This window comes from Sphingobacterium sp. E70 (assembly GCF_019285695.1).
Classification (GTDB): domain Bacteria; phylum Bacteroidota; class Bacteroidia; order Sphingobacteriales; family Sphingobacteriaceae; genus Sphingobacterium; species Sphingobacterium detergens.
In genome coordinates this window covers 2,451,220-2,476,005 of sequence record NZ_CP079104.1, presented here as the reverse complement: position 1 = coordinate 2,476,005, position 24,786 = coordinate 2,451,220, and the positions used below count along the sequence as shown (strand labels likewise).

27 protein-coding genes, 2 tRNA genes, 3 rRNA genes and 1 pseudogene are annotated in these 24,786 nt (G+C 42.3%); 30 read left to right on the top strand and 3 right to left on the bottom strand.

The window, feature by feature from the left end:
• The first annotated feature begins 438 nt into the window (after window positions 1–438).
• The 6 genes from KUH03_RS17670 (at window position 439) to KUH03_RS17645 (ending at window position 6,109) form a co-directional block, all read left to right on the top strand.
• Window positions 439–1,963, top strand: a 16S ribosomal RNA gene (locus KUH03_RS17670).
• Between the two features lie 211 nt (window positions 1,964–2,174).
• A tRNA-Ile gene (locus KUH03_RS17665) sits at window positions 2,175–2,248 on the top strand.
• A 9-nt stretch (window positions 2,249–2,257) separates the two neighbouring features.
• A tRNA-Ala gene (locus tag KUH03_RS17660) sits at window positions 2,258–2,330 on the top strand.
• Window positions 2,331–2,598: 268 nt separating this feature from the next.
• Window positions 2,599–5,471 (top strand): 23S ribosomal RNA (locus tag KUH03_RS17655).
• A gap of 157 nt (window positions 5,472–5,628) precedes the next feature.
• A 5S ribosomal RNA gene (gene rrf / locus KUH03_RS17650) occupies window positions 5,629–5,740 on the top strand.
• The 16S, 23S and 5S rRNA genes sit together here with 2 tRNA genes alongside, the layout of an rRNA operon.
• 15 nt (window positions 5,741–5,755) lie before the next feature.
• Window positions 5,756–6,109 (top strand): hypothetical protein, encoded by a 354-nt coding sequence (locus KUH03_RS17645; protein ID WP_257095300.1) that lies wholly within the window; start codon window positions 5,756–5,758, stop codon window positions 6,107–6,109.
• 457 nt (window positions 6,110–6,566) lie between these two features.
• Here the strand turns inward: KUH03_RS17645 and KUH03_RS17640 are convergent, their stop codons facing one another.
• From KUH03_RS17640 to KUH03_RS17630, 3 genes are read right to left on the bottom strand one after another with little or no spacing between them, the layout of a single operon-like run.
• Window positions 6,567–7,064 (bottom strand): response regulator, encoded by a 498-nt coding sequence (locus KUH03_RS17640; protein WP_257095298.1) that lies wholly within the window; start codon window positions 7,062–7,064, stop codon window positions 6,567–6,569.
• Window positions 7,049–7,297, bottom strand: coding sequence for a HAMP domain-containing sensor histidine kinase (locus KUH03_RS17635; protein ID WP_257095297.1), 249 nt, complete (start codon window positions 7,295–7,297; stop codon window positions 7,049–7,051). Before KUH03_RS17635 ends, KUH03_RS17640 begins: the two co-directional genes overlap by 16 nt.
• 35 nt (window positions 7,298–7,332) lie before the next feature.
• The gene (locus KUH03_RS17630) at window positions 7,333–8,277 is read right to left on the bottom strand and encodes a HAMP domain-containing sensor histidine kinase (protein WP_257095295.1); all 945 of its coding nucleotides are present in this window, start codon (window positions 8,275–8,277) and stop codon (window positions 7,333–7,335) included.
• A 665-nt stretch (window positions 8,278–8,942) separates the two neighbouring features.
• Between KUH03_RS17630 and KUH03_RS48710 the strand changes: the two are divergent.
• The 24 genes and pseudogenes from KUH03_RS48710 to KUH03_RS17505 all read left to right on the top strand — a co-directional run bounded on the left by KUH03_RS48710 (window position 8,943) and on the right by KUH03_RS17505 (window position 24,628).
• A pseudogene (locus KUH03_RS48710) lies at window positions 8,943–10,338 on the top strand (beta-N-acetylhexosaminidase).
• A 28-nt stretch (window positions 10,339–10,366) separates the two neighbouring features.
• Window positions 10,367–10,822 (top strand): hypothetical protein, encoded by a 456-nt coding sequence (locus KUH03_RS17610; protein WP_257095286.1) that lies wholly within the window; start codon window positions 10,367–10,369, stop codon window positions 10,820–10,822.
• A gap of 487 nt (window positions 10,823–11,309) precedes the next feature.
• The gene (locus KUH03_RS17605) at window positions 11,310–11,624 is read left to right on the top strand and encodes a carboxypeptidase-like regulatory domain-containing protein (protein ID WP_257095284.1); all 315 of its coding nucleotides are present in this window, start codon (window positions 11,310–11,312) and stop codon (window positions 11,622–11,624) included.
• Between the two features lie 127 nt (window positions 11,625–11,751).
• Complete coding sequence (locus tag KUH03_RS17600) at window positions 11,752–11,958, top strand: TonB-dependent receptor plug domain-containing protein (RefSeq protein WP_306429759.1); 207 nt, start codon at window positions 11,752–11,754, stop codon at window positions 11,956–11,958.
• A complete protein-coding gene (locus KUH03_RS17595; RefSeq protein ID WP_257095283.1) occupies window positions 11,955–12,119 on the top strand; it encodes a hypothetical protein in 165 nt (54 codons plus the stop codon). Before KUH03_RS17600 ends, KUH03_RS17595 begins: the two co-directional genes overlap by 4 nt.
• Before the next feature lie 76 nt (window positions 12,120–12,195).
• The gene (locus KUH03_RS17590; protein WP_257095281.1) at window positions 12,196–12,462 is read left to right on the top strand and encodes a hypothetical protein; all 267 of its coding nucleotides are present in this window, start codon (window positions 12,196–12,198) and stop codon (window positions 12,460–12,462) included.
• The gene (locus KUH03_RS17585; protein WP_257095279.1) at window positions 12,428–13,807 is read left to right on the top strand and encodes a TonB-dependent receptor; all 1,380 of its coding nucleotides are present in this window, start codon (window positions 12,428–12,430) and stop codon (window positions 13,805–13,807) included. The genes KUH03_RS17590 and KUH03_RS17585 overlap by 35 nt, the downstream gene beginning before the upstream one ends.
• Window positions 13,804–14,607, top strand: coding sequence for a hypothetical protein (locus KUH03_RS17580; protein WP_257095277.1), 804 nt, complete (start codon window positions 13,804–13,806; stop codon window positions 14,605–14,607). Before KUH03_RS17585 ends, KUH03_RS17580 begins: the two co-directional genes overlap by 4 nt.
• 10 nt (window positions 14,608–14,617) lie before the next feature.
• Complete coding sequence (locus tag KUH03_RS17575; protein WP_257095275.1) at window positions 14,618–14,842, top strand: hypothetical protein; 225 nt, start codon at window positions 14,618–14,620, stop codon at window positions 14,840–14,842.
• A gap of 5 nt (window positions 14,843–14,847) precedes the next feature.
• The gene (locus tag KUH03_RS17570; RefSeq protein WP_257095273.1) at window positions 14,848–15,513 is read left to right on the top strand and encodes a RagB/SusD family nutrient uptake outer membrane protein; all 666 of its coding nucleotides are present in this window, start codon (window positions 14,848–14,850) and stop codon (window positions 15,511–15,513) included.
• Complete coding sequence (locus KUH03_RS17565; protein WP_257095271.1) at window positions 15,510–15,839, top strand: RagB/SusD family nutrient uptake outer membrane protein; 330 nt, start codon at window positions 15,510–15,512, stop codon at window positions 15,837–15,839. The genes KUH03_RS17570 and KUH03_RS17565 overlap by 4 nt, the downstream gene beginning before the upstream one ends.
• Window positions 15,823–16,017, top strand: coding sequence for a RagB/SusD family nutrient uptake outer membrane protein (locus KUH03_RS17560; protein WP_257095269.1), 195 nt, complete (start codon window positions 15,823–15,825; stop codon window positions 16,015–16,017). Before KUH03_RS17565 ends, KUH03_RS17560 begins: the two co-directional genes overlap by 17 nt.
• Window positions 16,014–16,385 carry a RagB/SusD family nutrient uptake outer membrane protein gene (locus KUH03_RS17555; RefSeq protein ID WP_257095267.1) on the top strand — a complete coding sequence of 124 codons (372 nt, stop codon included), beginning with the start codon at window positions 16,014–16,016 and terminating at the stop codon, window positions 16,383–16,385. The genes KUH03_RS17560 and KUH03_RS17555 overlap by 4 nt, the downstream gene beginning before the upstream one ends.
• Before the next feature lie 816 nt (window positions 16,386–17,201).
• Entirely contained in the window at window positions 17,202–17,474 is a 273-nt protein-coding gene (locus KUH03_RS17550; RefSeq protein WP_257095265.1) for a hypothetical protein, read from the top strand.
• 74 nt (window positions 17,475–17,548) lie between these two features.
• The gene (locus KUH03_RS17545; RefSeq protein ID WP_257095263.1) at window positions 17,549–17,971 is read left to right on the top strand and encodes a hypothetical protein; all 423 of its coding nucleotides are present in this window, start codon (window positions 17,549–17,551) and stop codon (window positions 17,969–17,971) included.
• Window positions 17,959–19,338 carry a hypothetical protein gene (locus KUH03_RS17540; RefSeq protein WP_257095261.1) on the top strand — a complete coding sequence of 460 codons (1,380 nt, stop codon included), beginning with the start codon at window positions 17,959–17,961 and terminating at the stop codon, window positions 19,336–19,338. Before KUH03_RS17545 ends, KUH03_RS17540 begins: the two co-directional genes overlap by 13 nt.
• The gene (locus tag KUH03_RS17535) at window positions 19,275–19,970 is read left to right on the top strand and encodes a hypothetical protein (RefSeq protein ID WP_257095260.1); all 696 of its coding nucleotides are present in this window, start codon (window positions 19,275–19,277) and stop codon (window positions 19,968–19,970) included. Before KUH03_RS17540 ends, KUH03_RS17535 begins: the two co-directional genes overlap by 64 nt.
• Before the next feature lie 42 nt (window positions 19,971–20,012).
• Window positions 20,013–21,347 (top strand): RagB/SusD family nutrient uptake outer membrane protein, encoded by a 1,335-nt coding sequence (locus KUH03_RS17530; protein WP_257095258.1) that lies wholly within the window; start codon window positions 20,013–20,015, stop codon window positions 21,345–21,347.
• On the top strand, window positions 21,326–21,511 hold the full coding sequence (locus KUH03_RS17525) for a RagB/SusD family nutrient uptake outer membrane protein (protein WP_257095256.1): 186 nt from the start codon (window positions 21,326–21,328) through the stop codon (window positions 21,509–21,511). Before KUH03_RS17530 ends, KUH03_RS17525 begins: the two co-directional genes overlap by 22 nt.
• A 76-nt stretch (window positions 21,512–21,587) precedes the next feature.
• Entirely contained in the window at window positions 21,588–22,046 is a 459-nt protein-coding gene (locus KUH03_RS17520) for a hypothetical protein (RefSeq protein ID WP_257095254.1), read from the top strand.
• 358 nt (window positions 22,047–22,404) lie between these two features.
• Window positions 22,405–22,671 carry a DUF5007 domain-containing protein gene (locus KUH03_RS17515; protein ID WP_373564746.1) on the top strand — a complete coding sequence of 89 codons (267 nt, stop codon included), beginning with the start codon at window positions 22,405–22,407 and terminating at the stop codon, window positions 22,669–22,671.
• Window positions 22,599–22,931 carry a DUF5007 domain-containing protein gene (locus KUH03_RS48705; protein WP_373564745.1) on the top strand — a complete coding sequence of 111 codons (333 nt, stop codon included), beginning with the start codon at window positions 22,599–22,601 and terminating at the stop codon, window positions 22,929–22,931. The genes KUH03_RS17515 and KUH03_RS48705 overlap by 73 nt, the downstream gene beginning before the upstream one ends.
• Entirely contained in the window at window positions 22,838–23,236 is a 399-nt protein-coding gene (locus tag KUH03_RS17510) for a DUF5007 domain-containing protein (RefSeq protein ID WP_373564744.1), read from the top strand. Before KUH03_RS48705 ends, KUH03_RS17510 begins: the two co-directional genes overlap by 94 nt.
• A 69-nt stretch (window positions 23,237–23,305) precedes the next feature.
• Window positions 23,306–24,628, top strand: a complete 1,323-nt coding sequence (locus KUH03_RS17505; RefSeq protein WP_257095251.1) for a TonB-dependent receptor plug domain-containing protein — start codon at window positions 23,306–23,308, stop codon at window positions 24,626–24,628.
• The last annotated feature ends 158 nt before the right edge of the window (window positions 24,629–24,786 follow it).

The following is a 24,786-nucleotide window of genomic DNA, read 5'->3' as shown; positions in this document are numbered from 1 at the left end:
ACTCCTATCTTTGCACCACTCCGCAAGGGAGGGACGGTTGCTTCGAAAGAAGAGACCATGAAAAAAAAGAAGGGTTTAGGTAAGCGCGACAGGATTTAAAATCCCGTTCAGATTATTTTAAACGCGGAAATCAGAAAAAGAAAAGAAAAAAACTTCAAAAGTTTTTGGAAGTTCAAAAAAGATTTCTACCTTTGCAGTCCCAACGGAAACGGAGGGAAACAAAAAAGATAAAGAGGAGCGCAATGCTCATCGGAATATAGCGGATACGGAAGTTGAAGCGAGATAAGTTCTTTAAGAAAACACAATCATGTAAGCGTGACGAGTAGACAAAACGAAAGTCATGAACAAATTCAAGCAATTCGTTCAATTCGATCCAAGATCAGAGATATAAAAAAGAATTCTGATTATGTAAATAGTTGGAATCAAAAACTTCATTTTACAATGGAGAGTTTGATCCTGGCTCAGGATGAACGCTAGCGGCAGGCCTAATACATGCAAGTCGGACGGGATCCATCGGAGAGCTTGCTCGAAGATGGTGAGAGTGGCGCACGGGTGCGTAACGCGTGAGCAACCTACCTCTATCAGGGGATAGCCTCTCGAAAGAGAGATTAACACCGCATAATATAATCTACCGGCATCGTTGGATTATTAAATATTTATAGGATAGAGATGGGCTCGCGTGACATTAGCTAGTTGGTAGGGTAACGGCTTACCAAGGCGACGATGTCTAGGGGCTCTGAGAGGAGAATCCCCACACTGGTACTGAGACACGGACCAGACTCCTACGGGAGGCAGCAGTAAGGAATATTGGTCAATGGGCGGAAGCCTGAACCAGCCATGCCGCGTGCAGGATGACTGCCCTATGGGTTGTAAACTGCTTTTGTCCAGGAATAAACCTCTTTACGTGTAGAGAGCTGAATGTACTGGAAGAATAAGGATCGGCTAACTCCGTGCCAGCAGCCGCGGTAATACGGAGGATCCGAGCGTTATCCGGATTTATTGGGTTTAAAGGGTGCGTAGGCGGCCTATTAAGTCAGGGTGAAATACGGTGGCTCAACCATCGCAGTGCCTTTGATACTGATGGGCTTGAATCCATTTGAAGTGGGCGGAATAAGACAAGTAGCGGTGAAATGCATAGATATGTCTTAGAACTCCGATTGCGAAGGCAGCTCACTAAGCTGGTATTGACGCTGATGCACGAAAGCGTGGGGATCGAACAGGATTAGATACCCTGGTAGTCCACGCCCTAAACGATGATAACTCGATGTTGGCGATAGACAGCCAGCGTCCAAGCGAAAGCGTTAAGTTATCCACCTGGGGAGTACGCCCGCAAGGGTGAAACTCAAAGGAATTGACGGGGCCCGCACAAGCGGAGGAGCATGTGGTTTAATTCGATGATACGCGAGGAACCTTACCCGGGCTTGAAAGTTAGTGAAGGATGCAGAGACGCATCCGTCCTTCGGGACACGAAACTAGGTGCTGCATGGCTGTCGTCAGCTCGTGCCGTGAGGTGTTGGGTTAAGTCCCGCAACGAGCGCAACCCCTATGTTTAGTTGCCAGCATTTAAGGTGGGGACTCTAAACAGACTGCCTGTGCAAACAGAGAGGAAGGTGGGGACGACGTCAAGTCATCATGGCCCTTACGTCCGGGGCTACACACGTGCTACAATGGATGGTACAGCGGGCAGCTACATAGCAATATGATGCTAATCTCTAAAAGCCATTCACAGTTCGGATTGGGGTCTGCAACTCGACCCCATGAAGTTGGATTCGCTAGTAATCGCGTATCAGCAATGACGCGGTGAATACGTTCCCGGGCCTTGTACACACCGCCCGTCAAGCCATGAAAGTTGGGGGTACCTAAAGCATGTGACCGCAAGGAGCGTGTTAGGGTAAAACCGATAATTGGGGCTAAGTCGTAACAAGGTAGCCGTACCGGAAGGTGCGGCTGGAATACCTCCTTTCTAGAGTATCGAAGATCGGTGCTCGTCACGTTACATATGATTGAATATAGTATTGAGAATTGAGTAGCTAGTACCCGGATTATTTTATGGCGACATAGAGGATCCCAAATACACACTAGGCATTATTCACTACTAAAAAAAGGAAACATCAGAAGAAAGTGCCCGCCCCTATAAGGAGCAGGACCGAGAGAGATAGATGAACAGAATAGCTAGTCCCGTAGCTCAGTTGGTTAGAGCACTACACTGATAATGTAGGGGTCAGCAGTTCAAATCTGCTCGGGACTACGAAAAAAAGGGGAATTAGCTCAGCTGGCTAGAGCACCTGCCTTGCACGCAGGGGTCAACGGTTCGAATCCGTTATTCTCCACGTTTTTTGAGGGAAAGATAGAGCAAGATAACAGACCATACAAGGTCTGATATCTCAGATCTAAAATCTCCTATCTAAAAAAAAAAAAAGAGTTCTTTGACATATTGAAAGAGAAAAAAATTACAAGAGAAGACAACAGTATAGAGACAATGCTGATATGTGTCTGATGTAGGGAGGAGACCCTCGGTCCAGGCCGAACGAATCTTTGCGTAGCATATCGGTATATATATCAAAAGCAGCCGCATAGTAGCAAAAGGCTATGCCGGTGAAGAAAGTAAATAAGGGCACACGGGGATGCCTAGGCTCTCAGAGGCGAAGAAGGACGTGATAAGCTGCGATAAGCTTTGGGGATTGGCAAATGCGACTTGATCCAGAGATTTCCGAATGGGGCAACCTGACTATTTGAAGAATAGTCGTATGATACGCGAACGCGCTGAACTGAAACATCTAAGTAGGCGTAGGAGAAGAAAATAACAATGATTTCCCAAGTAGTGGCGAGCGAACGGGAAAGAGCCCAAACCGATCATGTTACGGCATGGTCGGGGTTGTAGGACCACGACATTGTACAGCGCTATGAACTGGAAGCAGGTGGGAAACTGCGCAATAAGGGTGAGAGCCGTACAGGTAAAGAATGTTGACATAGTGGTATCCTGAGTACCGCGGGACCGGAGAAATCCTGTGGGAATCCACCAGCACCATCTGGTAAGGCTAAATACTCCTGAGAGACCGATAGTGAACCAGTACCGTGAGGGAAAGGTGAAAAGAACCCCGAACAGGGGAGTGAAAAGAACCTGAAACCGTGTGCTTACAAGCGGTTGGAGCAGGCAGGTCCTGTGACAGCGTGCCTTTTGCATAATGAGCCTACGAGTTACTCTTGTCTGGCAAGGTTAAGTCCTTCAGGGACGCAGCCGAAGCGAAAGCGAGTCTTAATAGGGCGCATAGTCAGATGAGGTAGACGCGAAACCTTGTGATCTACCCTTGGGCAGGTTGAAGTTGCAGTAACATGTAATGGAGGACCGAACCGATAAACGTTGAAAAGTTTCCGGATGACCTGAGGGTAGGGGTGAAAGGCCAATCAAACTGGGAAATAGCTCGTACTCCCGAAATGTTTTTAGGAACAGCGTCGGCATCGAGTTTAATAGAGGTAGAGCTACCGATTGGGTGCGGGGAGTCAAATCCTACCAAATCCAGACGAACTCCGAATGCTATTAAATATGGCCGGCAGTGAGGCTTTGGGTGCTAAGGTCCAAGGCCGAGAGGGAAAGAACCCAGACCATCAGCTAAGGTCCCCAAATTCGTTCTAAGTTGAACTAACGAGGTCCGGTTGCCCAGACAGCTAGGATGTTGGCTTGGAAGCAGCCATTCATTTAAAGAGTGCGTAACAGCTCACTAGTCGAGCGGCCGGGCGTGGATAATAAACGGGCATCAAGAACGGTACCGAAGCTATGGATTTGCACTTATGTGCATCTGGTAGGGGAGCATTCCATATGGGGCGAAGATATCTGGTAATGGGTGTTGGACCGTATGGAAAAGCAAATGTAGGCATAAGTAACGATAAGGCGGGTGGGAAACCCGCCCACCGAAAGACCAAGGTTTCCTGATCAACGTTAATCGGATCAGGGTCAGTCGGGACCTAAGGCGCACCCGAAGGGGCAAGCCGATGGACAACTGGTTAATATTCCAGTACTCTTCATAACTGCGATGTGGTGACGGAGTAGTGACACTGCCGCGAACTGACGGAATAGTTCGTTGAAAGGCGTAGGTATAGGGACGGTAGGCAAATCCGCCGACCCTGCTGAAACCCAATAGTACAGCAAAGCTTCGGTGGCGCTGATAGAGCAGGTAAACAGACTTCCAAGAAAACCCGCTAAGCTTCAGGTTATGAAGACCCGTACCGCAAACCGACACAGGTGGTCGAGGAGAGAATCCTAAGGTGCTCGAGTGAGTCATGGCTAAGGAACTCGGCAAAATGGCCCTGTAACTTCGGGAGAAGGGGCGCTGTCTCAGCGATGAGCAGCCGCAGTGAAAAGGCCCAGGCGACTGTTTAACAAAAACATATGGCTTTGCAAAATCGCAAGATGAGGTATAAGGCCTGACACCTGCCCGGTGCTGGAAGGTTAAGAGGGGATGTCATCGCAAGAGAAGCATTGAATCGAAGCCCCAGTAAACGGCGGCCGTAACTATAACGGTCCTAAGGTAGCGAAATTCCTTGTCGGGTAAGTTCCGACCTGCACGAATGGTGTAACGATCTGGGCGCTGTCTCAGCCATGAGCTCGGTGAAATTGTGGTATCGGTGAAGACGCCGATTACCCGCAACGGGACGGAAAGACCCCATGCACCTTCACTATAGCTTAACATTGAGATTGGGTACAGGATGTGTAGGATAGGCGGGAGATGTTGAAGCGTGTTCGCCAGGATACGTGGAATCAACCTTGAAATACCGCCCTTTCTGTATTCGGTTTCTAACTCCCTAATGGGGAGGACATTGTTTGGTGGGTAGTTTGACTGGGGTGGTCGCCTCCAAAAAGGTAACGGAGGCTTTCAAAGGTAAGCTCAGTACGCTTGGTAACCGTACGCGGAGTGCAATGGCATAAGCTTGCTTGACTGTGAGACCGACAAGTCGAACAGGGTCGAAAGACGGACATAGTGATCCGGTGGTTCTGTATGGAAGGGCCATCGCTCAAAGGATAAAAGGTACGCTGGGGATAACAGGCTGATCTCCCCAAGAGCTCATATCGACGGGGAGGTTTGGCACCTCGATGTCGGCTCGTCACATCCTGGGGCTGGAGAAGGTCCCAAGGGTTGGGCTGTTCGCCCATTAAAGTGGCACGCGAGCTGGGTTCAGAACGTCGCGAGACAGTTCGGTCCCTATCTGTTGTGGGCGTTGGAAGTTTGAGTGGATCTGACCTTAGTACGAGAGGACCGGGTTGGACAGACCTCTGGTGAACCTGTTATGCCGCCAGGTGTACGGCAGGGTAGCTACGTCTGGAATAGATAAGCGCTGAAAGCATCTAAGTGCGAAACTAGCCACGAGATGAGACTTCCTTATAGGGTCGTAGAAGATGACTACGTTGATAGGCCATAGGTGTAAAGGTTGAGAGACCAAAGCCAAGTGGTACTAATAGCCCGAAGCTTTCTCATGCAGAGACACACTGTTGTCTTCCTCTTTAATTTTTGAAACAAAGGAAACGAAACTCTTTCAATATATATGTCAGTTAGACGTGTGCATGGAGCAGAGCTATGTGGGACCTGAAAGGATCTCGGTACTCATATCTCCTATCTCACCTCTAAAAAAACTTTAGGTGCCTATATCGGCGGTGTCTACCTCTTCCCATTCCGAACAGAGCAGTCAAGCCCGCCAGAGCCGATGGTATTGCCGTAACAGGTGGGAGAGTAGGTCGGTGCCTTTTTTTACACGGAAGCCCTTGCTGGAAACAGTCAAGGGCTTCTTTCGTTTACATACTTTTCAGAAGGTTCCAGAGAACAATGGGGCCGCAGCTATGGAGGAACTCTTATTTTACTACCTACAGACGGAACTACGTTTTGTTCTTGGCCTGGCCAGGCCTGCTTGGTCGACTACGACTTATTGTAGTGGCTCAGTTTGTTCTCCTTCCATGGGGCGTTGTATTGTGAAGCGATGCCATAGTGAATCCTGTACTGTAAATATATCTGGTCATGGAAACCAATCTGGTGTTTGTGAGGAAAATTCAGCTGGACAATCTGTCTATAGAAAACGAGATGTTTCAGGAAATGCAGTATCCTCAAGCTGTCTAGCTTAATTTAATAAGGTCGTCGCTATAATGAAATGAATCCCAAAAGTTTTGTCTAATTTTTGGGATTCATTATTTATAAGAAAATACATATTTGAGGAGAGACTAGCTATAGTTTACTAAGTGAGAAATGGGAAGCCAATCAAACAGATGTTCTTCGAACATATGAAGGGGCAAAAGCCATCAAAGATCTAGGTTCTGAACATGATGTTGAAATGCTATTGAATTGTAAGCGGAAGGGCTGTTGAGTATTCTATTACCATCCCAAGCACCCGAATAATATCTTAAGAATTAACACCAACCAAGGTGTAATGAAGTGCTTCAGGATTATGAACAATTAGCACAACAAAGGGGCAGCAAATTTTGCTGACCCCTTTGTTGTTTACCTTATGTTTACTTGATTTCGTGTCGATGTTAGCAGCAATTGATATTGGACGTTAATGACAGTATAATCGAGCGATACAACCTATGATGTTAAAATCTGGACGAATGTTGCTAATTTAAAAGGCTTGACCATGATCCCATCGAACTGATGGATCTGCCCCTGGGGAATCTGTACGGTTACCTGTGATTCATCCGATGTTAATGCAATTACTTTGCTGTTAGCGCCATGGATAGTTTTGTTTCCTTTGACTAAATTCAAAATATCCCAGCCGCTGGGGCCATTCATGTTAAGGTCAGTGATGACAATAGCACTGGTATTATTTTGAAGATATTCCATCGCCAGTGACGAATCTTGAAAAATTTGGACGTCCTTGAACTGCTGTAGAGCCTGCTTAACAAATAAATTGTTGATCGGGTTATCATCGATAACGACAATACGTGAATTTAGCGGTAGATCGTCCTGTGTAACCACTTGTGTCAGGCTTTTCTTTTCATCAGTAATGGGAACGATTAATGTAAATGTCGATCCTCGGCCTTGTTTACTACGCACGCCTAAAGTTCCATTTAGTTGCTCTGCCATAAGCTTGAAATATGCAATCCCAATCCAAAGCTATTTTTGGATCTGAGGTCAGTCATATAATATTGTTCAAAAATATGTTCCTGGTCTTTGGTAGAAATACCTTTTCCTGTATCTGAAACCTCTACTTGTAGGGTTTTCTTTCCATCAGAGTTGATGAATGCCTTGATCTCTACCTGACCTTTGTCAGTATATTTAATGGCATTACTCAGAAGATTAGATACGATCTGACGCAAGCGATATGCTCCGCTCTTAATTAAAGTGTCTGGTTCTATGGCAATATTGCTGACAAGCTTAAGCCCTTTTTATCGGCCTGGCTTTGTTGCATTTTTATCAGATTGGCAAGTAAGTTGGCTGGTGAAAAATATTCTTCTTTAATTTCCAGCATGCCTGATTCTAATTTGCCAAGATTGAGTATATCTTCTACCGTATCATTGATCACATGGATATCCTGTGTGATGGAATCCAATAATGCGGGATTAACGCGATTGTTGGACGTGTTGTTCTTTAAGAGGTCAATGACGCTGACCAGCGAATTGACTGGAGTACGTACATCATGGCTCACATTGGCCAATATACTCGTTTTTTCTTTGGCTGTACGCAATGCGTAATCCCGCGCCGCTGTGATTTTACGTTCGTAAATAATAGTATTATAATGATAGGACAGAATTAAGGTCACCATAATAATCATTAGGATGATTGAGGCAATAACCTGTTTCCCAAAAAAGGCGGAGTTTTCCTTATACAATTTGAAATCCTGTATCTCGGCCGCCCGTAAAGACTCGTCTTCTTGTGTTTTTATCTTGAGTAGGGCGGTACTGATCGTACTAAAAAGTGCATAATTTGATTGTAGGAGTTGCCTTTCCTTATCTTGGAGTTCGATAAAAGAACGACGAATTTTACTAAAATCTTGCTTATAGAACGTTTCATTCTGTTCAATTAATGTCTGTATCTGACTGTGGATGGCCTTGATCTGGTTGACATTAAATTGTTGTTCAAATTTGTCGGCAACTAAAGTGTCGTTTTTTGCTTTGAAAATCCGCGTGAAAAGTTTTTCCTTTTTTCTGACAATTGTATCTTTTTTTCTGACAATTAGGGAAGTATCTCGTAATATTCTGTTAACAACGGAATCCGCATCTATCCGATTGGTTGCTGGACGTAATGTTCGACTGGTTTTAGTTAAAAGAGAAAGGGAGTCCTTTGCCAGGAAAATCATATTATCTACGGATTTCTTGATGCGTGCGAATTCATCAGAGAGATGTATGTTTTGTTCCAGTGGTGTATTGGTTGAAAAAGATATTCCTTTTTTGGAAGAAAGCGTAGAAAGAGAGTCAATATAAAAACGAAGGCTATCTAGGTTTTTGTATAGTTTGCCAAATTTTCAGCACTGAAATCTACCGTATATGAACGGAAAGCATTCCCCGCAGCATTATAAGAGGCAAACAGCTCATAAAATAAACTTGTCAACTGATTTTTGAGCTATAGGCTTTATTTAGACGAGCTTCGGTTTTTTGATATTCAATATATTGATAGGTAAATATCGAGCCGATATACACTAAAGAAAGAATCAGAAAAGCAATTAAAACTGTCCTGAAAATAAATATTTTTCTATTATTTTTCACGTTGTTACTCTTTCAACCAATAAATTAATTACAGCCTCTTTGTTTAGTATGGAACTCAAATTTAAGACTTAAAAATGAAAGCTGTTGTTTACAACTGTCAATTAATCGCTACTTTTTAAAAAACTTACACAATCGTTTGATTGAAAGGACAAGGCGGTAGTACAATTTTTATTTTCTATTTTACCGATGGAAACCTAAAAGAGTCAGATAGTTGGCTCAAAATAACTCATTTCTAATAAAGGAAAAAATTGTAAAACTGATGAAAAAACTGTTTATTTCAGCAATGTTGTCGTTAATTATCGGACAGGTAAGCCACGCGCAATCTATTGTAAATATCATTCCAAAACCACAGGAAATCACTTATGGGGAAGGTTTATTCCAATTTGATCAACAAACGACCATAAGTTTTAAAAATTGTAGCGTTAAAGATGTGAACCTGTTCATTAAACAATTGCGGCAAGCAAGCCATTATCCAATGATGGAAAAAAGGCAATCAAGCAATACGATTGAGTTTATTTTAGATAAAAAACTGGATCTGCCTAGTGATGAAGCGTATCAATTGGATGTGTCTGCTAAAAGGTAACAGTGAAGGCAAAGACAACACATGGTCTTTTCAATGCATCACAATCGTTGCGCCAGCTCCTGCCCGCTGCAATCGAGACAACTAATCGTGCTGCTAATGAATCCACTTGGTCCATTCCTGCTGTTGCGATCAAAGATTATCCGCGATATCACTGGCGGGGGTATATGAAAGATGTAAGCCGTACATTCTATACGATAAATACCGTTAAGAAATACCTAGATGCAATGGCTTTATATAAAATGAATATCTTTCATTGGCATTTGACGGATGATCAGGGATGGCGTATAGAAATAAAGAAATATCCAAAGTTAACGGCCGAGAATGCGACAGTCTTCCACCGTACTGAAAAACAACCGGCTGAGCGGAGCGGTTTTTATACACAGGAGCAGATAAAGGAGGTGGTTCAGTATGCCAAAGAACGCAATATTACAATTGTTCCTGAAATTGACGTACCGGGGCACTCCTGGCCAACAATATTAGCCTATCCTGCGTTGGGGGTGAATAAGAATTCTTACCCCAATCATATTTTTCCTTTCGTGTCGTCATGGGGTTATTGGGGTAACCAGTTTACACCAAATACACTTGATCCAACAAAAGAGGCAACCTATCAATTTTTGGATGATGTGTTTACCGAGATTGCCAGTCTATTTCCGGGAAGCTATATCCATTTTGGAGGGGATGAGGTCCGTCATGATTTATGGGAAAAGGAATCCCATGTGAAGGATTTTATGAAGCAGCATCAGATTGCAGACGTCAAAGCATTGCAAAGTTATTTTGTACAACGTGTATCGGCTATCATTGTTCAGAAAGGGAAAAAACCTATTGGTTGGAATGATATTTTGGCCGATGCTAAGAATCTGCCCAAAAAAGTACAGCTATTATGAGCTGGCTTGGAGAGGAGGCGATTAAGGAGGCGACTAAAGACGGATTTAAGGCTGTGGCGACACCGGCCTCGCATCTGTATTTCGATATTACGCAGGCGGATCGCAATGATGGTACTATGACTGACCTGGCCTATCCGCAGATTAATTCCCTAAAAGGGTTTATGACTTCGATCCATCAAATGGATTGACCACGGTAGAGGATCAATTGGTGCTGGGGTGCAGGGTAATATGTGGTCGGCGATTGCCCAGGATATCAAAGATATGAATGTGCAGAATTTTCCACGCTTACTTGCCGTTGCTGAAATAGGTTGGGCGTCTAAGTCAAAGAAAGATTATGCAGAGTTTTGTCGTAGACTGGATGCTAATCTTCCACGTCTGGATTCCATGGGGATTGATTACTATCATACCGGCGGTTATATCGCAGGTAGCTGGAAAAGTGATGACATTAAAGAGGAGTATAGCACATTAACCTTTGATGTGACAAAGAAGATCTATGACAATGGACGGGCGCAAGCTGGCTTTTTCTTTTTAGAAGGTAAGAATTTTCTGGAGATAGATGCTGTCCAATTGCTGCAAGACGGTCGCGTTATTGATGAGGACGGACATCATGCACTTGCGGACAAATTTAGAGGAACGAATAAGATTAAACCCTTTATTACAATTTCACCGTGAGAGATTATAATCCGAACGCGAAGTACGAAATCAAGGCTCGTGTCAGGGTGCTGGTGGTGTAGATTCAAAAGGTAATTTTACATTTAATCTATCACCAACTCTTCCTTTCAACAAAACGGAGAAAAGATAGTATATTCAATATATTTTTCGATTGGACAAAAGCAGCTGCCTCGGTAGCTGCTTTTGTTGTTAGAAATACCCCTTCTATTGCCTAAATATCTGCTCTTTTTAGCGTGAATAGCGCCTGCTATACCCGTTGTTTTATAAAAACAATGGGTTAATTATTCTAATAACCTATATGCGAAACGTAAAAAAACAATCTTATTTTCAGTTTCTTTTGTTCAATTTCATTTTTATTTTCAGAATCTTTTACTTAATTTCCTATTAAAATCAACTGTCTTTTGTTATTTTTTTACAAAAGACAAAATACCAATAAACCTTTTAGTAATTGTTTGTAAACTATTATCTAAACACCTCCATCTTAATTATGAAAAAGAATTATCTTTTTTACAGCAAAGCCAGACCTTTAAGTCTTTTAGGTCTAGGTCTTTTATGCTCGTCCCCTAATTTAATTGCGAGCAATTTGAACTCGAAATTGAGCTATTTTCATGTCGAACAACAGCAAATTTCGGGCAGTGTAAAGAATGAAAAAGGCGACCCACTCGCTGGCGCTACGATTACCGTGAAAGGTAGTACGATTCAAGCAGCCACTGATGCCAATGGTAGCTTTTCCATTCGCGCCAAACAGGAGATTTTCTGGTTATCAATTATCAGGGTTATGCGCGGCAAGAGGTCGCGGTAAGTAGTGGAACGATTGCCGTGACGATGATTAGCAATACCGAGTCGTTAGAAGAGGTTGTTATCGTGGGCTATGGTAAGCAGAAAAAGGAAATCTAACCGGGGCTGTTGCAGCAGTAAACTCTGAACAACTGAAAAATATCTCGCCATCCAATCTGTCCAATACCTTGGCAGGAAGGGCGGCCGGGGTGAATGTGACGAATACCTCAGGGATGGCCGGAGCTTCCTCTTCCTTACGTATTCGTGGAGCTGCTGTCGAACCGTTGTATGTGATTGATGGTGTGGTGCGCGACAAAGCGGCTTTGATGCACTCGAAGCGAATGAAGTCGATCAGATGAGTTTCTTGAAAGATGCCGGAACCGCCGCTGTATATGGTACGAGAGCAGGTAATGGCGTTGTACTGGTGACAACAAAAAAGGGACTGCCCAGGCTCCGGTATTCAATGTGCAGAGTAATTATTCCTTCAGTGCACCTACACAGACTCTATTGGCCAATCTGACTACCGCTACGGATGAACTAATCTATCAGAATCGAGTTTCCCAATTCCGTTGGGAACAGGGCAAGAAAAGTGAACCGTGGGTAGCTCCAAATGGACAGCGGAATTTGACTATTTTAAAGACAAAAATTATAATACCAATGATGTTATCTGGCGAAATCCTTTCAGCCATAGGCAGTCTATTGCTGTTAACGGTGGTGGCGACAAGATTACCTACTATGCCTTATTGAGCTATCGGAAAGAAAACGGATCTTATAAATCACTGGATCACGAAAAATTTAATCTCCGCAGCAATATTTCTGCGAAGATTAGTGACGCATTTAGCATGGATTTTAATCTCCGCTAATCAAACGAATTCCAATAGGTTCTTCTGGCCATTTAGTACATCCGCCAGTGACGATGATTTCGATGTTTCGGATTTTTACCGCGTTACCTTCAACTGGCCCAAGATGTATCCGTTTTATCTGACCGCGGATGGAACGCCGAGCAATACTCCAACGGCTTATCCGGTACAGACACCGATGGGAAGCTGGCAGGCCTGGAATGTGATTGACCAGGTCATCGGCGATCGCTACATTGATCGCAAAGTACGCCAGGTAAATCCGATCATGACCCTTAATTTAAAGTTGGATAAACTGTTAGAGGGACTTTCTACAAAACTGGTGGGAAGTTATGTAGCAGAAGACTATATGCGCAAACGCTATATGAGTTTCCAAAAGAACTACACATTTACTTCGCTGAATCCAGATGGGAACCGTTTCATACCAGCCCCACCTTCAGAGGATAGGACAAATGTATTTACCTTTAGCCAGGCTCAACCTTTTATGGACTACAACCCACAGCGAAAATGGCAATACCAGGTGGATTGGTTCCTAAACTATAACCGCAAGTTTGGCAAACATACGGTGGATGGTCTGGTTGTTTATGAGCAGTTTAAATCGGGTAATACGAACATTACATCGCGGGCAGAAAATCCAATTATCCCCTTGGATCAGATGTATATTTATCCGACAGACAGAAGCATGCGATCAACAGATGCCTTTGAATTAATGGACGCACGACGCGGAGTAATCGGTCGGGCGAACTATAACTATGCGGATAAGTATATAGCCGAGTTTTCTTTCCGTTACGATGGCTCGCCTTTATTCCCAAATGATAAGCGCTGGGGATTTTTCCCATCCATGTCCCTGGGCTGGCGGATGTCGGATGAGAACTTCTTTTCGTCCATCAAAAATACGGTCAGTGATCTCAAACTGCGTGCATCATACGGAAGTTCGGGCAATTTTGTGGATGTGGAGGGCTATTCGATATTGCCCTATTCGTATATGGAGAAATATAGCTCGATCATCACTTCGCGAACAGGAAGCAGAACACCGGTGCCGGGATATATTTTTGGTGATAGCTATTACACCGGGGTAACGTACCTTGATAACCCGACCACGAACCTTACCTGGACAAAATCAAAGAGTTATAACGTAGGGATAGACTTTGGTTTTGTACACAATAAACTGACGGGTAGTTTAGATGGTTTTATCCGGAAGGAGAGCGATATCCTCGGAACGAGGGGGATTAAGGTTCCGGATAATTATGGCAGAGGGCTGGCGCCGGAAAACTATGCGGCGCGAAGCTTTAGAGGGGTGAGCTCTCACTCAACTGGAATGATAGGGTTGGTGAAGTTTCATACGGTTTGAATGCGAATATGGGGTATGCAAAAGACCGATGGGATATTTTTGACGAAGAACCTTCCTACGCCGCAGGAGGAAGGGAAAATTTTCGATCCAAGGTAGGGCGACCTGAAAATCGCATTATTGGTTTGGAAGCTTCGGGACTGGTCCGTACGCAGGCGGAAGCTGATGCGCTGAAAGGAAAAGGCTTTAAAACCTATGGACGTGACCCTTATCCGGGGATGATTCTGTATAAAGATATCCGTGGACAGAATTACTCGGACCAGCCAGACGGCATTATCGATGACAATGATATGCAGTTGCTTTCGGAGAATAATACACCGCGCATTAACTATGGATTTGGATTTAACGCCAGCTGGAAAGGTTTCTATGTCTCTGCTTTATTTCAAGGGGTATTGGCTTATGATCGTGTGATCAGCAATCAGGAAGGGGCAGGAATGCGGCAACATGGGGATACTTTTAGACCTTATTACCCGATCTGGACTTCGGATGTCTGGACCCCGGATAATACGGATGCTAAATATCCACGACCAGTAGGTTATAATTGGCAGGAATCAGGGGCAGCCTCGTCGACATTCTGGATCCGCAATGGAGCTTATATGCGATTACGGGATTTAAATATTTCCTATACACTACCGCAAGCAATGATGGAAAAAATCAAAATGAAGAGTGTCAACGTATTCTTAAATGGCACGAATCTATTTGTTTTTTCGCCGATGAAGGAATTCCATGATCCAGAGCAAAAAATGTACGATTCCTATCCGGTGATGAAAACGTTCACATTGGGTCTTGATGTTAAATTTTAATTGATTTTTAATGATGAAAAAGATATTTTATTCGCTAGTTGCCTTGTTGTTGACAACGGCTTCTTGCAAAAATGTATTGGATATTGAGGATCTCAATTCGGTAAATGAAGATAAGGTGTGGAATGACCCTAATCTTGTCAACGCTTATCTGGCTAATTTATATACCTTATTCGGTAACTGGAACAGTGGCGCAGACAATAATTCGCAACAGCTTGCTGGAATTAATTTCCTTTGAATGCGGTGACGGTTAATAATACTGTCTATAAGGCTTGGGATTATACAACCATGCGCAAGATCAATACCGCTATCCAAAAGGTGTCCGGAAGTACAGGATTAAATGATGCGACAAAGAAATCCATCTTAGGTCAGGCACTTTTTATGCGTGCTTATATGTATTTCAATATGGTCAAGCATCATGGTGGGGTACCTTACATCACAAAACCACAGGATCTGGAAAATGATGAATTGAAAGTTCCGCGGAACAGTACCAAGGAATGTTTTGATTTAATGATAAAAGATTTGGATGAGGCGCTGACCTATTTGCCGATGACGATAGCGAAAGGTGCTGCGGATTATGGACGTATTGATGGTAATTTTGCCTTGGCCTTTAAAGCTAAAGTATTGTTGTACAAAGCGTCGCCACAATTTAATCCTTCCAATCCTTATGGAAATGCCTATTGGGCCGAAGCAAATGCGGTGAATAAAAAGGCCTATGAGCAATTGAAGGCACAGGGCTATAACTTGACCACTGATTACTATAATATTGCGTTGGTGGAAAAAGGCCCTGAAGTGGTCTTCGCTGTCATAAACTCGTATCCCAACAAAGTGGCTAACTGGGATAATGGGGTGCGGCCGGGCTCCGAAAGCCGGGGACTGCGAGTGCCGTACCAACCTGGGATTTTGTGAAAGAATTTCCGATGAAAGATGGTAAATTATATACGGACCCAACGGGTAAATACCATAAAACAGATGAACAGTTCCTACAAAGCTATTGGGAGAACCGTGATCCTCGTTTTGATAAATCCATTGTTTGGAACGGAAAGTCTATGAGGTTTCGGGTAAAACAGGGAAAAGACAGTATACCTCGCTGGGCATCGCGGATGCACTGGACAATTTTGGAGAAAATCCAAAAGCTGGTACAACCTCCTCGAATAGAGACCGGTATACAGGCTTTTTATTTTGAAGAATTCAAAGCTTTCCTTACGGCAAACGCAGGTGGAGACTCAATATGATGTGGATTTTGTACTGATGCGTTATGCGGAGGTGATGTTAAATTATGCTGAAACAGCAAATGAAACAGGGGATCTCGCTACGGCAACGTCCCTTTTAAAACAGATCCGGATGCGCGCGGGTATCGAACCGGGGAAGATAATAGCTATGGTATCGTTGCGGGTAATAAATCCGATATGAGGGAAGCTTTATTGGCGGAAAGAAATATCGAGTTCTGTTTCGAAGGCCACCGCTTTTGGGATTTACGTCGCCTGCGGAGGCTTGCTGTCCTCAACAATAAAACCAAGCAGGGAGTGGAAGCGATTGCGATCAATGCAAACGGAACCGATATGGATCTAAAGGCGGCAGCAGACTTGGCCAAAAATTATCAACTGAAAGAAAATCAGTTTAAGTACAATGTACTGCAGGTACCAAGTACCGGAAATAAAGTAAATCTGGTGCCAGATACATATTATTTCTTCCCGATTGCTCAATCTGTGATAGATAAGAATCCCAGTATCAAACAAAATAAAGACTGGGGTGGAGAATTTAACCCGACAATAGAATAAATGTTTATTTCAGAGAGTTGTGATCTATATAAGTCAGGATAGTTCAGTGTCGGTAGACAGCGCCACTGTATAGGCACAACAATTTTGGTGTTAAAAAGACCGGTGTTTGTTTAGCATCGGTCTTTTTTATGCTATTTTATTAATGATTGAAGTCACGTGATTGGTATTCGATACCAGCCTTTGAATCTTTTCTGCAAAGCATAAAATCATACGATAACAGCTGATGATCCAGTTAAATCAAAGAACGTTGTTTTGTTAAAATTTCAGTTTTGATTTAATCTTTTTAAAAAAATCATAATTCTAATATTCTATAATAGAAATAAAAAACATATGTACAACATAATCCATGTTTTATTTACTATTGTATGTTATTTATGTTTCCCTGCGTGTTATTTGATTGCTTTTAAAGTAAAAACATTTCTTTCAACTCGTGTTGTGACGAACTTTTATGAATTCAATACCAATGCAATCGTTTGTGTGAATTACGCAATCGATTTCGTTTATGTCGGGGTATTCGATCTAGATTAATTATTCCTAGTATTGTTCTATACTATCAATTATTGCCGCCCACAAGCAGCGAACTTTTTATTTGCCGAAACGAACGTTATAAGCCGTTGTGTGCCAATTTTTAAATTTAAGCCTAAGACAAAAATCGAATGAGAAGACTATTTTGTTTTTTATTTCTTTTCCGATTTTCCAGAAAACCCAAGCACATACTTGGCTCGACTGGAGAGCTCAAAAAGACACCTCCGAGATAAGCGAGGTTGATCAACAGCTTTTACGGGGAAGACTTAAGACATTGCTCAAAAACAAGGTGTGAGGGATAGCCTCAATACGAGCAATATTGAAACGCTACCTCTTGTAAGCATTACCCAAATGCTAAAAGGACAGATTGCTGGACTCTACGTTCAAGAAGCAACTGGCGAACCTGGAGCTCCTAAAAACATGGTGCTTAGAGGTCTTGGAAGTCCCCTTTTGAAACCAAAGATGCTGTCAACGTTCAACCGACAGTTTATGTCAATGGTGTACCAATTGCCCGGGATAATAATTTTACCTACTCAATTCAGCAATATCAATTTAATAGAATAGGTCCAGCGACGGATAATTTTGCCGGAATTGACCTATCTGTTGTTGAGTCAATTGAGGTAATTAAGGATCCGATCGTGCTGGCTAAGTTGGGGCCACTTGCAGCAAATGGCGCAATTTGGATCTTGACCAAGCCCGGAAAGGAGGGGAGAAGAGAAATTAGTTTTGATGCTTATGTTGGTTTAGCTACAAAACCTACTGTGACACCTGTAAACGCACAGTATGAAAACTTATTCCGCTCTACTTTTTACAATAAATATGGCACACCAGGAGACCGTTTGAATTATCCCGGCTATCTCAGTGATTCAACCAATGTAAATTATTATGGTCCAGCAAATTGGAATGAAGAATACTACAAAGTAACACCGATTTACGGCGGGAATTTGGGTATTCGAGGAGGTGGTGACCGCGCGAATTTCGCATTTATGGGCGGCTATATGAAAATGCGAGCTCTGCAGATAAGACCAATATTGAACGGTATAACGCATTGTTCAATGTAAATATGGCCCCATTTAAGTGGTTCAACTTTGGGACAACTGTTAACGCTAGCAGAAGCCTCCGTGATCGGAATAGAAGTTTAAGAGACCGCTTTGGAGAAGCAGCCTATGTTCCGGATTTGTCCATTCCAATCTCGCCGAATAAGGAGATGTATGGTCAATATCTAGATATTTATAAGAGAGCGTTGGACAATAACTCCGTCAATATGCTTAACCTGTTGGTTAATCTTGATCTTTACTTATTGCCGAACCTTAAGTTTAACACAAATCTGGGTATTGATTATTCTGAGGGGTCCAGACAGGCATTTTTTCCGGGGTCTTTGATGGAGACCAACAACTACATGTCAGGATATTTTGGATTTAATGAGCGACTAACTTTTAATAATAGCTTAAACTATAATTTTACACTGCAGCAACAACATAAATTTAATTTTATCTTGGGATCAAACTATACCCAAGATCTTTACAGGTATCATTATGCCCGTGCGTATGACGGCCCAAATGACTTTATTAAAGTCAATGTCGTTGATGGCGATCCAAATTCTGGCGATTATCTGAAACCGATTGGTGGTTTGTACGTCAACCGATGGACAAATCGGGAGGATTTTAGACTTCATTCCTTCTTTTTGTCGGGTATGTACAGCTGGAAAGACAAATTGGATGTCAATGCAGTGCTCCGTTATGATGGTTCTTCGACGATGCAACCTGATTCGCGTTGGTTGATGACTCCAGCATTTTCAGCAAAATATCATTTGATCAATCCTGAGGAACATGCACTGATGGATAATCTCAATATCAAAGCATCATGGGCCCGGATCGGAAAACCTATTTTTACAAGTAAATATGCCGTCGGTCCCAATTATACAGCTGATCTAAACTGGGGTTCTGAGAAGTCTCTTGTATCATACAATGGTTTTGCCGTTGCATCCCGTCCTTATTCTGAAGGCTGGGTTGGTTATGATATGAAATGGCCTTATACAGATCATGCTGAGATAATTCTAGATGGTTCTATGCTTGACAAGCGTCTGAATTTTGCAATTGCAGCTTACCAAAAGAAGGATGTCAATCAACTGGCAAATATGCCTATACCTGCTGAGTATGGTTATTCTGGACAAATTGTCAATGGAATGACAGTACAAAATAGAGGTATTGATCTAGATTTAAATGTTAACGTACTATCTAATCCTGAAGGATTTCAATGGAATACGGCCTTAAATCTAAATTGGAATCAAAATAAGCTTACAGCTTTGCCAAATGGCAAACAGGAGCTAAAAATTAACAATCGTTTATTGCGTGTTGGGAAGCAGTGGATAAATTCTGGCTCTACGAAAATGAAGGAATTTATAACGCAGAAACGGAAATTCCGGTGAGAAATGGCCAAAAACTGCAATTTGATGGTGTTGATTTTGCTGCAGGAGACCCGATCTGGAAAGATCAGAATGGTGATTTTAAAATTGATGATAAAGATCGTGTACTCAAGGGAAATGCGATGCCTAAACTAGTTGGCGGATTCAACAACCAATTCAAATTTAGAGGCTTTGATCTGAATATGCAGTGGTACTTTGCGATTGGCCAGAAAGCACTTAATCAGCGCGCATCTACGAAATACGATTTTATAAATACTGAGAACACAAACTCTTTGGATGGCATTCGAGAAGTTTTTCATTGGCAACAGGACGTAGATATTACGAAATATCCAACTTATAATCCATGGAGTCCAATAGTTGCTTATCGCGTGGATCAGGATCTCTTTTTGGAAAATGCTTCTTTTCTAAAATTACGAGCACTAAGTGTAGGTTATGATTTAGCTCAACTGAATTCAATTAAGGATAAAATGAAGACAATACGTCGCGCGTATGTCTATTTATCCGGTACAAATCTATTGACTATAAGCAAATTCTCAGGAACTGATCCCGAATTAATTGATTTCAATGGGTATTATACAGGATATGGTCTGCCAATGTCCCCAATTGTGACCATGGGAATCAAATTGGATTTATAACGCAAATTATTGAATGATGTTTAAGATAAAGAAATATAATCAATGGGGAAATACCTATTACTTGCGATGGGTATCAGTGTGTTAAGCACATCCTGTAATAAAAAACTTGATATTGTTGCAGTCAACGTTGGTTCAGAAGGTAAGGAATGGGCTTCGATTTCTGATACCCGGGCACATCTTATGGGTATGTATGGTTTGATGAGAGCCGCGATGGTAGATAATTATGGGCATTGGGTCTATGGCGAAATGCGCTATGGAGACTTCAACTCTTATTCTCGTGCTGATCTTCGTGTCGTACAAGAAAATAAACTGAAATCGGCTTATCCACTAATTAAAGGATTGACAGATTGGCGGCGCTTTTATGCGGTAATTAATGCCGCGTCACTATTTATCGAACGCGCACCGGAAGTATTATCAAAAGATAGCCGCTACACCGAACGCGATTTGAAATATGATATCGCTCAAGCTCGTACGATTAGAGCATTGATGTACTTTTATATGGTGCGTATCTGGGGCGAGGTTCCTTTACTGAAGGATTCTTATGACAATGGCAGTTTTGTTGAGGTGGCTAAGGCTTCAGAGGCTACGGTATTAGCATTTGCGGAATCAGAGTTGCTAAATGCTGCACAAGATTTACCTTATGTATATGCCTTAGGTACACAGAGCTACTATGGTGAAAGTTATGGGACTTGGGTGGGTGTATTAGTCAATAAAATCACTGCTTATTCTTTGCTGGCACATATTGCAGCATGGCAAGGTAAATATATCAATGCAGATGTGTATTCCAAATTTGTCGTTGATAATTACTCAAAAACAAATTTGTCACTTATGAGTGTGCCGAATTTGGTCAATCCGACAACCGGCCTTTTCGGACCAAGTACACAGGCACAGATTCTTGCTGTCCGCGCCTCCTATGAATTAGGGGAAGCAACAAATACGGGCCATATCGAATCCTTGACCTTGGGGTATCCAATTGTGACCAAAGCCAAACCGGACATTTACGTGAACCGTGATACAATTAACAAAATTTTTGATGATGTTAATGATACCCGTTTCGGAATCGATTCTGTATCGGGACTGGTAAGGACAAATTATTTCACAAATTATAATGGTGATATTCCAATTTTCAGTAAGATCAAAGTGATTCGTAATGGTTCTGGAGATTCGATTTTCTCCATATTCGGATCCAACCTAGTATTTACTCGTCTGGAAGACATCTTTTTGCTCCAAGCCGAGGCAAAGGCAGTGCTGGGACAGAAAGATGAATCTATTAAATACCTCAATATGATTAAGGCGCAGCGCGGCTTAAAACCTTATATCAATAACTCTCCCAAGGACCTTCTGGAAGAAATCTTTTGGAAAGACGACGCGAGTTGATGGGCGAGGGTTGGCGATGGTATGATCAGATCCGTTTGGCGAAGATTAAAAAGAACAATCCGCGATTAAATGCGCTGATTGAAAATGGAGGTATTTATTGGCCAATCTCTTCAGATGTATTGGAACGTAATTCGAAACTGGAACAAAACTCTTACTGGAAATAAGCTAACAAATAACCATGAAGAAAAGAATATGCTATGTTGGTATTTCCGTCTTGTTACTATTAATGGGACTTGCATCGTGCAAAAAGGGAATACCTATTATGAAGATTATCAGATAAAATATACCGAGTACAATGGTACTACGCTAGAGTTTCTGGAAGAACAGGGATCAGTTTATGATTCCTTGCTATTGGTATTGGAACGTGTACCAGACCTTCGGGCGAGGTTGAAAAATCCGAAAGACACTATTACTTTCTTTGCGATGACCAATAATAGTTTTACCAATGCTATTGATGCCATGAACGCCATTCGTGCAGCCGGTAATAGACCACATTTATTTCTGGAAGATATTCCGCAACCTTTAATCGATACGTTGACCTATCATTATGCTTTTAATGGTCTCCATGATACGGAGAGCCTGAAAGATTTTGTAGAGGGTAAAGAAATACGAAGTATTGATGATTACCGGATGACCATGAAATATAAAGTGAGCTCTGCGTCGGGAATTATTGAAGGGGACAACAGCAAATTGTATTGAGCGATATGAATAACTCAATTTTTCAACGCTATTGGCAGGAAAGTAATACTTCCGTCGTCAATATCAGAACGACAAATGGACGGTTACATATTCTGTCGCCCAGCCACAATTTTGGCTTTTCTAAACTGGCTAAATTCTTAAATAGATAATATGAACACAAAATCATATAACACGATCAAACAAGTTGTTCTATTCGGATTTGGATTGTTCGTCTTAGCATCTTGTAAAAATATATCCCTACGGATCAGGATTCATTGGGCGAGGATGTAGTTTATAATACAACGGAATTTCAACCCGTTTTGGGAGAAATACCTTTTATGACAATATCGTCAATATCGGACAAAATACTTCGCAGCCTTTGACCTTTAAAATTGTTAACGCTCGGGATATTGATGGGCAACCGACAACCCTATTTGATGATAAATTTCCTGTCAAGATTTGGAAAGAGGCTTATACCGGTTTTGAGAAATCAATAGCGGAAATCGAAGCGAAACGAAAAATTGAATACCGTCCGATCCTTGAAATCCTGCAGAAATCCGGGAATATCAATTTTTGGGAGAATCGGGAAATTCCGGATTTGTCAAGGCTCAACCTGATTCTGGGTATGTTTTTGATGTCGAATTAACCAATACAGGTGGAAGACGCTATTTACGGAATTTTAAACTGAAGCCATTACGTGAACGTCCTTATGAGCCCAGTATAATTGATCCAATAACCGGTCTATCACCACTACCATATACGTTTATAACAAAGATGTCAAGCAATATGCGGGGGACAGAACGGATCGGGCAATGTTCAATTCAGATATCAGAGTATATTTCAACAAACTGGAGAATAATGCAGCAGGGACGAAAACCCTCACGATCAGTTTCTTGGATTCATTGAACAATCCGATAGATCCCAAGAAATTCTCGGCAACGAAATGGGAGGGTTTGGTACATGGCTTTAATCATCGCTTTGAGAACAACAAAGTTGTGTATGATGTGGCTTACCCAATTCCCTTGTCAGCAATAGAAACACCTTACACAAATATAACTGGGGAGAACGCCTACATTGAATTCAAATTTCGACGCAAAGGTGATTTTGGTTTCTTGGAGGACAATTACTTTGGATTGGAGTTTTCCATTTTTGAGGAGGGTAATTGGGAAATTCAATTTCGTTTTCCTTATGAGTTACCAAAATTTGACTGATCAAGTGCCGATTAATTTAGCTTAACAATTATGAAACAATTATGCATACTAATATTCCTTTTTGCCAATGTGTTGACCAATAGCGTACTGGCGCAGACTGGTATGGTGAAGGGGACGGTAAAAGGGGCCAACAATAGACCGCTGGCGGGAGTTTCCATCAAGTTGGAAAATCCAAAGCGGGATCTTGGTAAAACAGGTGACGACGGTCGTTTTGTTGTATCTGTGCCTACCAACGGGGTAATGGTGTTTTCCTATCAAGGTTACGGAACAGTGAAACAGCCCGTTACAGCAGGAAAAACGGAGTACAGTATTTCGATGGAAAGCAAAGCGCAAGAACTGGAGGAGACGGTAGTGGTTGGTTATCAACAGCGAAAAAGAGAGACTTTAACAGGGTCAGTCGTGACAATATCCGGTAAGGAAATTCAGGATATCCCTTCAGGTAACTTTGTGGACCTTTTACAAGGTAAAGTGGCTGGTATGAATATTCAGAATAATACAGGTAGTCCAGGGATGCGTGGAACGATTGCTGTACGGGGTATTTCTAATTTTAATGTGTCTGGAAGTGGCGATAATACCTTTTTGACACCGACTTCTCCTTTGTTTGTTATTGATGGCGTGCCTATTGATGACAATTCGGGGTACGAATATGGTTTTGAAACAGCGGGACCGGGCGTTTCGCCTATCTCCATGATTCCACCAGAGGATATTGAAGACATTACGGTATTAAAAGATGCCCAGGCGACAGCTTTATATGGATCACGTGGAGCCTATGGTGTTATTCTGGTAAGAACCAAACGGGGTAATTCAAAAATTCCATTGGTACAATACCAAGGGCAGTTTTTTATGAGTGCTGTACCACAGTTACGTAAGGTAATTGGCGGAAGAGACGAACGGATGGTTCGCGTTGAACAGATCTTGATGAATGATACAACTTTAGCGGCGGCGATCAGACGGATCAACGATTCGCCCATGTTAGCAGATAGTTTAAACCCATATTATAACAACTCCACAGATTGGCAATCTTATTTCTACCGAAATACCTATAATCAGACACATAACGTCAATATCTCAGGAGGAGAGCGCGTATTCAATTATAAAGTGAATATGAATTACTATGATGAGAACGGGATTATTGCAAATACGGGTTTTAAAAGATATACGGTGCAATCCAATATGCAATATGAACCGAATGACCGTTTCCGGATGATGGCGAATGTGAATGCGAATTTAGCTCAAAATCAAATGGGAAGTGGTAATGCAGCGATGCAGACAGGGGTCGGGAAATCGGTTAATACGACCTCTCTTTATCCCGCACCATCACTCTTTTCTGGTAGTATGGGGCCTTATCTGCACTTAATGTCGATGATCAGAATAAGACAGGAAATTATGTAGCCCAAGTCGAACTACAGTATGAGCCAATTAATGGGTTACGGGCAACTTCTACCTTTAATTATAATTATACAACTTCTACCAAGGATAGATATACGCCAGAACTTTTGCTTGGTAATAGTTCGAAATATATGGATACTACGATAATAAGAGCAAGGTTT